Below are 8,570 nucleotides of genomic sequence, written 5' to 3'. Positions count from 1 at the left end.
ACTCTTGCGCATTTGCTTGATCCTTCGCCGCGCCAGCCGGAAAAATGGGAGCCGCTGGCGGCGCGCTATCTCTCCTTGGCGGAACAAGCGCTCGACCGTCTCACGCAAGGCTAGCCGGCTGCCTCGTCCGCCGCGAGGCGGGCGCGAAGAGCCTCTGTCTCGGAGCGAAGGCGATCGGAGACGGCGACCGGGTAGCCCCGGCTCGCCGGCGCCAAGGCTCGCAATTCTGGCGGCATTTTGCCGATCTGCCGCGCTGTCCGGTCCTGAATGGCGGACAGGCCCGTCGGCGGACTCAGGCGCTTGCCCCGGCGCATCACCTGTTGCAAGAGAGGCGTCCCGTCGCACGCCTCGTCAGCCCGGGCGATGACGTCTCGAACCGCGACGCCGTCGCTTTCCTGACGGAACACCTGCTTGCGGCCCGGCATGGTGCTTTTCACGCTGGAAAGCTTCATTCTGCCGGCTCCCGCGTATTCGGTCAGTTTGTAGGCGATATCGAGACAAGGCGCGTCGGCCGAGACGCTCATTTCGGTTCCGACGCCAAAAATATCGATAGGCGCGCCAGCCTTGACCAGAGCCTCGACGCGTTTTTCGGTCAGGCCGCCGCTGGCGACGATCTTCAATTGCGCAAGGCCCGCCTCATCCAGCATCGCGCGCGCGCCGCGCGACAGTTCGTCGAGATCCCCGGAATCCAGCCGAATGCCCGTCAAGCGGCAGTCCGGCCCAAGTTTTTTCGCCAAAGCGACGACTTTTTCCACGCCCTGCAAACTGTCGTAGGTATCGACGAGCAGCACCGTGCTCGGATAGACGCGCGCCATCGCCGCGAAGGCTTCAGCCTCGCTGGCGAAGGCCTCCACAAAACTATGCGCCATCGTTCCGCTAACCGGAAGACCATATCGCTCGCCTGCCGCCAGCAGCGATGTTCCGCCGACGCCGGCGATCGCAAAGGCGCGCGCGCCTTTGAGCGCGGCGTCGAAGCCTTGCGCTCGCCTGGCGCCGAAGTCGACGACCTGCCGGCCTGAAGCCGCCGCCACCACGCGATGGGCCTTCGACGCCAGAATGGTTTGCAGGCCGATCTGGTTGAGAATGACGGTTTCGAGAATCTGGCCTTCCCCGATCGGCGCCGCCACTTCCAGGACCGGCTCGTCCGGAAAGAACGGCGTCCCCTCCGGCATGGCGAAAATGTCTCCGGTAAACCGGAATTGGCGAAGTCCATTGACGAAGCTAACCGAAAACATCCCCAGCGAACGCAAATAGTCGATGTCGTCCGGCGAGAAGCGGAAGCGCTCGATCTCGGCAAGAACATCATCCAGCCCGCAGGCGATCAGCAGGTTGCGATCCTCGGGCATGTGGCGGACGAAGAGGCTGAACACGGCGTCATCGTCCATGCCGCAGTCGCCATAGGCGCGCAGCATGGTCAGTTCATAGAGATCCGTGAAGAGGCCGCCGCCTTCAGCTCCACCGAAACCCATTGTCCCCGCTTTCAGCCGCCAGCCTCAACCATCGGGCTCAGATCATGTTCAAGCAGATCGTCGATCGAGCCGCCCGAATGGCATGCGCGAATGACATCCGCGAGAAGCTTGCCGACAGGAACGAGGCGCACCCGGCCGTTGCGGACCTCGGCTTCCACCGAAGCGCCGGGCATTATGCTGTCGGTGATCCAGATTTCATCGATCGAGGGATCGCGAAAAAACTGTTCCGCCCCGCCGGTGAACAGGCCATGCGTCGCCACCGCGATGACCTCGCTTGCGCCATTTCTTCGGCAAGCCTTTGCGGCGCGCGTCATAGTGCCGCCGCCGACGATCATGTCATCGTAAACGACCGCGACGCGTCCCTCGACATCACCGGCGAACAAATCGCCGGTGACTTTGCCCATGCTGCGCTTCTTGTCGACGAGTCCCTTGGCCACCGGCGCCTTGAGTCTGCGTTCGAGCGTTTCGCGGAACAGTTCCGCGCGCTTTTCGCCCCCAGGATCGGGCGACACGACCGCGACTTCCCGCCCCTCAAGCCGCTCAGCCAGCGCGTGAGCGAACAGCGCGCCGGCGTCGAGATGTTCGGCGCCGCAGCGGTAGGCGTTCTGGAACGCAGCCAGATCATGCGCCGTCATGGTGATGACGCAATCGACGCCGACCGCTTCGAACATTTGCGCGAGATAGCGCGTCGCGACCGGATCGCGCGGCTTGGTCTGGCGCTCCTTGCGCGCATAGCAGAGATAGGGCGCGACGACCGTCACCCGCTGCGCCGCCGACTGTTTCAGCGCGCCGACGAAGAACAGCAATTTGCAAAGCTTGTCGTTGACGCTTTCGCCGGCGCAGGCCGCCAGGTCGGCGAATACATAGACGTCACGCCCGCGCACGCCAACCAGAGGCCGGATCTTGAATTCTCCGTCCTCGAATTTGCGCAGCTCATGCGCCGCAACCGCGCTCCCGAGACGTGCGGCGACATTTTCCGCAAGCGCGCGAGAATTGGACAGCGCAAAAACGACGGGGCCGCTTGCCGGCGCCGCATGGCTCGGTCGATGCGCCTCGCCTCCCAACTCCGGACGCAATGCATAACCGCCTAAGACGCCAGCGATCCGGCCTTCTTCGTCGGCCAATGGCGCCGCCAGAAAATCGACCACCGACGCGCTTTCGCCGTGGCCTTCGATGGAAAATTCCGCCAGCACCGGCTCGCCGGTTTGGATCACGGTGTCGAACAACCGGCGTAAGCGCGCCGCCTGCCGCAGGATCGGCGCTTTGCTCAATTTGTCGTCAGCCTGCGCGATCCCCAAAAGGGCCGCGAGTCCGGCGTACGGGTGCTGCAAAATATAGTCGTGCTCAAGGCCGCCCCGCAGGAACACGAAGGCGTCCGGCGGGACCGCTCCCTCGCTCAGCGGCAATTTCGGCGCGACATGGCCCTCGCGCAATGTGTCCCATCGCCCAAGCAGGTCGAGCAAATTTTCCTCGCGAGGTCGAGGCGCGAAGTCGAGACGCGCGAACAGGCGCCGTAGCGGCAGGTCGGCGAAAGCAAGCGTGGTCATTTCAGGCCTCCATTCTGGACTACCGCGCTGCGGCGAGCAGCGCCTTCAATTCAGAAACCGTAAGCGTATTGACTATGTCTCCCACCTCCAGCCAGCCGCGCCGCGCCTGGTTGATTCCAAACGCCAGATCGGCGAAATCGCCGACGCGATGGGCGTCGGAGCCGAGGCTTAGTTTCACCCCTTCCTCCCTGGCCATGCGGCAATGCGCGTTGGAGAGGTCGAGACGATCCGGCTGGGCATTGATTTCCATAAAGCAACCGCGCAACCGCGCCGCGCGAAAAATGCGTTTCATGTCGATGTCACATGCGTCGCGTTCAAGCAGCAGCCGGCCAGTGGGATGCGCGAGAACCGAGACATATTTGTTGTCCAGCGCCCGCAGGATGCGTTCGGTCTGTTTTTCGCGCGACAATGCGAAATCAGAATGAATGGCCGCCACGACAATATCCAGCCGCCCGAGTGCGTCATCGGGAAGATCGAGTTTTCCGTCGCTCAGAATATCGACTTCGACGCCCTTGAGAACCGTGAAGCCGGCATTTTCGGCATTGAACCGGTCGATCGCGTCGATTTGCTGCAGCAGCCGGTCGGCCGTCAGTCCATGTGCGACCGTCAAACGCCGCGAGTGATCCGTCACGGCCATATAGTCCAGCCCGCGCGCGCGGGCCGCGAGCGCCATTTCGCGCAGGTTATTCATCCCGTCGCTGGCGCTGGTGTGGGCGTGGAGGTCGCCCTTGATGTCCACAAGCCGGACCAGATCGGGCAGCCGCCCCTGCGCGGCGGCTTCGATCTCGCCGCTGTTCTCGCGTAATTCCGGCTCGATATAGGCGAGGCCAAAGGTTCGATAGATCGAGTCTTCGGTCGCCCCGGCGACACGGTCCTTGCCATCGAAGACGCCATATTCGTTGATCTTCATTCCCTGCCGTTGCGCCATGCGACGCAACTCGATGTTGTGGGCCTTGCTGCCGGTAAAGTAGAGCAAGGCCGCGCCAAAACTCTCGGCGGGCACGATACGCAGATCGACCTGGACGCCGCCGGTCAGAACGATGCTGGTCTTCGTGCGCCCCGTCGCCAGAACCTGCGCCATCTCGGGCATGGACAGGAAACGCCGGGTCACGCGCTCCGGCGCGTTTGAAGCCACGACAAGGTCGAGATCGCCGACCGTTTCCTTTTTGCGCCGGTAGCTGCCAGCCATTTCGGCGGTTTCGACCGCCGGATCGCCCCGAAGATTGGCAAGCAATTCATTTGCAATGGCTTGAACGTCGGCCAGCTTGAACCGCTTTTCCCGACCCATGCTCGCCTTCAGCCGCTCCGCAAGCGATTGCTCGCTGACAACTCCGAATCCGGGCAGAGAACGGACGCGACCTTCGCGACAGGCCACAAGAACATCGGCAAGAAAATGCGGTCGCGGCTTCAGGCCCAGGCAAAGGTCCATGGCGCGCCGGGGGCCGATACCGGAGACGTGACAGAGTTCGAGCGCAAGCGCGTGAACCTCGGGGCGCAGCCGGTCAAGTTTCGCCAGACGGCCGGTCGATGTCATTTCCCTGATTTGCGTGGCCAGATCCTTGCCTATGCCCGGCAGGTCGTCGGGATCGCCGCCGCGCGCGATCATGACGGCGACCTCTTCGCCCAGACCGCGCAAAGTGCGCGCCGCATTGCGGTAGGCCCGAATGCGGAATGGGTTTTCTTCCTCAAGCTCAAGAATATCCGCAACCTCGCCAAAGGCGCGGGCAATATCTTCGTTGCGCACTTTCGACTGCTGAACCGTCTCGACTCGTTCGCGCGTCATCGCTCGCTGTCCTGGCGCCTGGAGCCTGGAGCCTTTCGGCGAAGACTGTCTTCAGGCCGGTCCCTGTCGGTCATTAAACGGCTGACCGATGGCGGCGTCCATGATCAGGATCAGGCGGCCAACCGGCGATCAAAGCCAAACGCGCGAGTTTATTCGACGATTCCCCGCAAAGGTTCCGACGCGGCCGTCACCCTATAAGATGCTTCTCGATTTCCCATACGGGGTGTTTGGTCAGGTCCTTGTCGATTTCAGCGACGATCCTCGCCTTGACATCGGCGTGAAGCGAAGCCCTCAGTTCCGCAAGCGCGCGCGGCGGCGCCGCGATGACCAGTTCCCGAACGCCCCGAGTTCGTACAAGGTCCTCCAAAGCGGCGGAGACACGCTGAACGAAGCGGCGCTCCTCGATCTCGTGCCAATCCGTAGTCTCCATGGCGCTGCGGCTGGTTGAATGGGCGGCCATGAAGGCGCGGCCGGGACGGTCGCTACCTTGTTCGTGCGTCGGCGGATTCTCGTCGGCGAAGATTCGTTCGGTCACCAGATTGGCGAATTTCTCATCGCCGTCATTGCGAAGAAACAGCGCCTTGCGGCCGTCGCCGACGAAAACGAAAGCATCATGCGATAAGGCGAGCTTGTTCATTTCGGACTCCTGACGAAAGGACTTGGCGCCACACAGTTAGGGCATTTTTCGTTCCTGCGACATTGAAAGCCTCCTGCCGGCGGAAATCCGACCGCTTGGCCGCCGACTCACAATCCGAATGGATAGATATCGGGCGCGCCTTCGGCGGGAGCGCCCGGAAGCGGATTGACCGCTGACGTTTCCTCGAACCAGACCAAGGCGTCGAACTGTCTGGACAGATGAGCGTCGAAATAATGGCTCCAGCGCTCGGTTTCCGGGCGGTAAATCACGCCGATCGCGCGCTCCAGCCGCCGCAGCGACAAATCCGCGGCGAGCGCGCTGTCGGCGCGCCAATTAGTCAAGGAGCGCGCATGGCCGGCTTCCAGGAACACGCGCTCCCAGCTGTCGGGACGCGCGGGAATCACCGTCTTGACCTTTGGCTTGGCGCCCCATTCGTCGGCGGCCAAGACGCTCCCCCGATCGGTCGAGAACCCGATCAGAGCCGCCTTCTCGCGAAACCTGATCCGGCAGAGTTGACCGATATTGAACTCGCCGCTTTCACCCATCGCCGTGGCCCCGGCGTCGCCGATATGGGAATTATGCGCCCAGACGATAGCCTTGGCGTCCGGCCCGCGTTGTTCCAGCACGCGCTCCAGCGTGTCGAACATATGACTGTCGCGCAGGTTCCAACTTTCTTTCGCGCCGCGATACATCGCCCGGTAGTAGCTCTCCGCCGCGCAAACCACCCGCGCGTTCTGTTCGGCGTCGAAATATTTTTCGCCGTCCCTGGCGGTGTAAGCCAGGCGCTGTTCGAGCAAGGCCACCAATTGTTCGACCGCGACGTCTTCGCAACTGCGTCCCGTCGCCAATGCGTGCGCCCCATAGGCTTGAGGCGCATCGAGATAGGGCGTCAGACAGGAATATCGCCGCCGCGCCGCAGCGGCTTCTTCCTGATCCACCCGATCAAGATAGGCCAGCACCTCGTCGCGCGAGCGATGCAGGCTGTAAACGTCGAAACCGCGAAGCTCCAGCCGGTCGTGCAGCGGACGGCCTTCATTCCACCGGCGCATCGTCTTCAGGAAATGGGCGAATTCGACATTTCGCCACATCCAGCGCGGGAAGTGGACGAAGGCGCTGTGTTCGCCCCAGACGCCGTGCTGGCGAATGAAGCGATCGAGTTCGGCGGCGTCGGGCCAGTCGGCTTCAAGGGCGAGAATGCGGAACCCGTGGCGCTCGACCAGACGATGGGTAATGGCCGCGCGCGCCTTGTAGAACTCCGCGGTTCCGTGGGACGCCTCTCCGAGCAGGACGATTTTGGCGTCCGCGAATACATCGAAATGCGCAGCGAAGGCGTCCGGCGAATGCAGGTCCGGCAATGGCTGCGATTTCGCGCGCAGCCGTCTGGATAGGTCGGCGATGGGGGAGGCTGTAAGCGACGACATGACCTCATACCTCGCTTGCGCAAAGAAGAAGCTGGTGAGGCCTTCGGCAGTTCAGAACCTCGCCAGCTTCTTGGAAGCGGAGGTTGGGCGGCGATCAGCCGGCCTTCACCTCGATCTTCTTTTCGTTCTTTTGCGCTTCGGCCGTCTTCGGCATTTTGATGGTCAGAACGCCCTTGGAGAAGGTCGCCTCGATCTTGTCGATGTCGACGCCCTCGGGGACAGCGAAGGAACGGGCGAAGGAGCCATAGCGGCGTTCGGACAGATAATAGTCCTTGCCCTTCTCCTCTTTTTCTTCCTTCTTTTCGCCTTTGATCGTCAGGGCGCCGTTGGCCAGCGAAACCTCGATGTCCTTTTCTTCGAGGCCCGGCAATTCAGCCGTGATCTCATATTCGTTGTCTTTCGCGGCTATGTCCACGGAAGGCGCGATCGCCAATTCGCCGATGCGCGGCCAGGCTAATTCGAAGTCGAGCGGCGAGCGGCCGAACGGAAAGCGCCGCGACGGCCCCAAAAAATTCTCGAACAGCCGATCGACTTCATGACGAAGCGTATCGAGCGGCGCCCATAATCCAGCCGCCTCCTTGACCGCCGGGCCTGTCTTCTCGACCTTGACCGGCACTTTGCTTGCTGGGTCGTCCATAACCGCTCTCCTCATATGACGGACGCGGATGGCTGGAAATTTGTCTCCACCGGCGGCCTCTTTCCAATCGCGCGCCAATTTATGCCTTCCCAGCTGGCGGCGGCAACGCGGGGAAATATGAGGTTTGTCGAAACAGCGGCGCCACGGCGTCGAACATGGCGTCGAACGCCGCGATCACTGGTCGCCGAGCTGATCCTCGAGCGTGGCCGCCACCGCGTCATCCACACGCACTTCCACCGGAGGCTCCCAGACCTTTCACCCCGGAGCGCGTTTCGGAGGAAAGGCCTGACTGCGGAAGCTTTCCGCCCGGGCGAGCATATAGGGCGCGACTTCGACTTTCTGCGTCGTGGTCCAATATTGCTGCAACAACAATATGGCGATCCAGGCGAACAGCAGATAGCCGAAGTTGAAATGCCATTTCTTGTCCATGGGCTCTGCGCCCTCGAATTTGGCGGCCTCGGGCTTTGAGCTTCACTTTTGAGCCGGCGGGAAAACCTGATTGCTGAAAGGCGAGGCCGTTGGCACTTGCATCCTGATGAAACCGAGCTTGGCCTCCTGATGGCAGGAATTGCAGGCCGTGGTGAGCTTGTCGAAGGATCTGAGGAAAGCGTCGCGGTCGCGGTCCTTGATCGACTTCTTGACCTCCGCCAGCACGGGCTCGCTGATTTCGGCTATCAGCCTGGCCACCGGAACATTCTCGAACGTGGGATAGAGCTGGGCCGCCCGGCGAAAACTCTTGTCGATTTGCGCCACTTCATAATCCGCGAGATCCCAGTTTTTCACCGAACCGGCGAAGGACAGCTTGAGATGGCGCAACTGCGTCTCGCCCATGATGTCCGCGAGGTCCTGGGCGTCGGCGACCTGCGCCGCCTCATTTTCTGATCGCGGGGGGTTGGCGCGCTCCTGCGCGCACGCGCTCCAAAGGGCGGCGCAAGAAAAAGCCGCAGCGAGAAAAAGTCTCATCTGGCATCCCCCTCATGTCTTCATCGCGGCATTGGGCGTCGCGCCCGGGCCATACCTTATGCTCGACGCTGGCGACCACATTGTCCAGCCATGTCGCGCAAGCCGATGAAGAT

At 62.3% G+C, this 8,570-nt stretch carries 8 protein-coding genes; all 8 read right to left on the bottom strand.

From position 1 onward, the window contains the following. Positions 1–110: 110 nt before the first annotated feature. Entirely contained in the window at positions 111–1,469 is a 1,359-nt protein-coding gene (locus ACLP2E_RS12220; RefSeq protein ID WP_442466086.1) for a nicotinate phosphoribosyltransferase, read from the bottom strand. Between the two features lie 11 nt (positions 1,470–1,480). Further along, a complete protein-coding gene (gene prs / locus ACLP2E_RS12215; protein ID WP_442466085.1) occupies positions 1,481–3,016 on the bottom strand; it encodes a ribose-phosphate diphosphokinase in 1,536 nt (511 codons plus the stop codon). Between the two features lie 19 nt (positions 3,017–3,035). After that, positions 3,036–4,799 (bottom strand): DNA polymerase/3'-5' exonuclease PolX, encoded by a 1,764-nt coding sequence (gene polX, locus ACLP2E_RS12210; RefSeq protein ID WP_442466084.1) that lies wholly within the window; start codon positions 4,797–4,799, stop codon positions 3,036–3,038. Positions 4,800–4,986: 187 nt separating this feature from the next. Further along, on the bottom strand, positions 4,987–5,436 hold the full coding sequence (locus ACLP2E_RS12205) for a host attachment protein (RefSeq protein ID WP_442462678.1): 450 nt from the start codon (positions 5,434–5,436) through the stop codon (positions 4,987–4,989). A 107-nt stretch (positions 5,437–5,543) separates the two neighbouring features. Next, positions 5,544–6,857, bottom strand: a complete 1,314-nt coding sequence (locus ACLP2E_RS12200) for an erythromycin esterase family protein (protein WP_442462679.1) — start codon at positions 6,855–6,857, stop codon at positions 5,544–5,546. Positions 6,858–6,951: 94 nt separating this feature from the next. Continuing rightward, a complete protein-coding gene (locus ACLP2E_RS12195; RefSeq protein WP_442466083.1) occupies positions 6,952–7,494 on the bottom strand; it encodes an Hsp20/alpha crystallin family protein in 543 nt (180 codons plus the stop codon). Between the two features lie 255 nt (positions 7,495–7,749). Further along, positions 7,750–7,923, bottom strand: coding sequence for a hypothetical protein (locus ACLP2E_RS12190; protein WP_442466082.1), 174 nt, complete (start codon positions 7,921–7,923; stop codon positions 7,750–7,752). A gap of 42 nt (positions 7,924–7,965) precedes the next feature. Continuing rightward, positions 7,966–8,457, bottom strand: a complete 492-nt coding sequence (locus ACLP2E_RS12185; protein ID WP_442466081.1) for a hypothetical protein — start codon at positions 8,455–8,457, stop codon at positions 7,966–7,968. Positions 8,458–8,570: the final 113 nt, after the last annotated feature.

This window comes from Rhodoblastus sp., assembly GCF_052145335.1.
GTDB lineage: Bacteria > Pseudomonadota > Alphaproteobacteria > Rhizobiales > Beijerinckiaceae > Rhodoblastus.
This window is presented reverse-complemented; position numbering and strand designations above follow the sequence as displayed.

Excerpts from the sequence above, each read along its gene's own strand:
- ACLP2E_RS12220 (WP_442466086.1), bottom strand. The coding sequence starts at position 1,469 with ATGGGTTTCGGTGGAGCTGAAGGCGGCGGCCTCTTCACGGATCTCTAT.
- prs (WP_442466085.1), bottom strand. The coding sequence starts at position 3,016 with ATGACCACGCTTGCTTTCGCCGACCTGCCGCTACGGCGCCTGTTCGCG.
- polX (WP_442466084.1), bottom strand. The coding sequence starts at position 4,799 with ATGACGCGCGAACGAGTCGAGACGGTTCAGCAGTCGAAAGTGCGCAAC.
- ACLP2E_RS12205 (WP_442462678.1), bottom strand. The coding sequence starts at position 5,436 with ATGAACAAGCTCGCCTTATCGCATGATGCTTTCGTTTTCGTCGGCGAC.
- ACLP2E_RS12200 (WP_442462679.1), bottom strand. The coding sequence starts at position 6,857 with ATGTCGTCGCTTACAGCCTCCCCCATCGCCGACCTATCCAGACGGCTG.
- ACLP2E_RS12195 (WP_442466083.1), bottom strand. The coding sequence starts at position 7,494 with ATGGACGACCCAGCAAGCAAAGTGCCGGTCAAGGTCGAGAAGACAGGC.
- ACLP2E_RS12190 (WP_442466082.1), bottom strand. The coding sequence starts at position 7,923 with ATGGACAAGAAATGGCATTTCAACTTCGGCTATCTGCTGTTCGCCTGG.
- ACLP2E_RS12185 (WP_442466081.1), bottom strand. The coding sequence starts at position 8,457 with ATGAGACTTTTTCTCGCTGCGGCTTTTTCTTGCGCCGCCCTTTGGAGC.